This is a genomic window from Streptomyces sp. NRRL S-31 (genome assembly GCF_000718775.1).
Classification (GTDB): Bacteria; Actinomycetota; Actinomycetes; order Streptomycetales; family Streptomycetaceae; genus Streptomyces.
Genome location: NZ_JOCB01000224.1, coordinates 1 through 1118, shown reverse-complemented (window position 1 = coordinate 1118; position 1118 = coordinate 1). Strand labels below are relative to the sequence as shown.

General features: G+C 69.2%; 1 pseudogene. It reads right to left on the bottom strand.

Going from position 1 to position 1118, the window contains the following annotated elements:
• Positions 1 to 1118 (bottom strand): annotated as a pseudogene (locus IF37_RS0138300) (alpha-1,4-glucan--maltose-1-phosphate maltosyltransferase); the annotation flags it as partial.

Genomic DNA, 1118 nt, shown 5'->3' with positions numbered 1-1118 from the left:
CGCCGCCTGATCTGGTTGAGGCGGGTGATCAGGGGTGCGATGGTGCGGCCTTCGCGGGCGGCGGTCTCCCAGTCGCGGGGGCGGAGCTGGTACTTCTCCGAGTGCAGGTACTCCTCGCTGCCCTCGCGCAGCGGGGTGTTCTCGCAGAGTTCGTAGCCGCTGTAGATGCCCCAGGCGGGGGAGAGGGTGGCGGCGAGGACGGCGCGGACCTCGAAGGCGGGGCGTCCGCCGTGCTGGAGGTAGGCGTGCAGGATGTCGGGGGTGTTGGTGAAGAGGTTGGGCCGCATGTAGGCCGCGGCCTCGCCGGACAGTTCGGTCAGGTACTCGGTCAGTTCCCGCTTGCTGTTGCGCCAGGTGAAGTAGGTGTAGGACTGCTGGAATCCGGCCTGGGCGAGGGCGTGCATCATCGCCGGGCGGGTGAAGGCCTCGGCCAGGAAGATCACGTCCGGGTCGGTGCGGTTGACCTCGGCGATGACGCGTTCCCAGAAGACGACCGGTTTGGTGTGGGGGTTGTCGACCCGGAAGATCCGTACGCCGTGGTCCGTCCAGTGCCGCAGGAGGCGGACGGTCTCGGTGACCAGGCCGTCCATGTCGGCGTCGAAGGCGATGGGGTAGATGTCCTGGTACTTCTTCGGCGGGTTCTCGGCGTGGGCGATGGAGCCGTCGGGGCGGTGGTGGAACCACTCGGGGTGCTTCTCCACCCAGGGGTGGTCGGGTGAGCACTGCAAGGCGAAGTCCAGTGCGACCTCCAGCCCGAGTCCGGCGGCTTCGGCCACGAAGAAGTCGAAGTCGTCCAGGGTGCCCAGGCGGGGGTGGACGCTGTCGTGGCCGCCTTCGGGCGAGCCGATCGCCCAGGGGACGCCGACGTCGTCGGGGCCGGCGGTGAGGGTGTTGTCGGGGCCTTTGCGGAAGGTGGTGCCGATGGGGTGGACGGGGGGCAGGTAGACGACGTCGAAGCCCATGTCCGCGATCGGTTTCAGCCGTCGGGCGGCGGTGCGGAACGTGCCGTGCGGTTCCTCGGGGGTGCCCTCGGAGCGGGGGAAGAACTCGTACCAGGAGCCGTACAGGGCGCGTTCGCGTTCCACCAGCAGCGGCATCGGGTCGGAGGCGGTCACCAG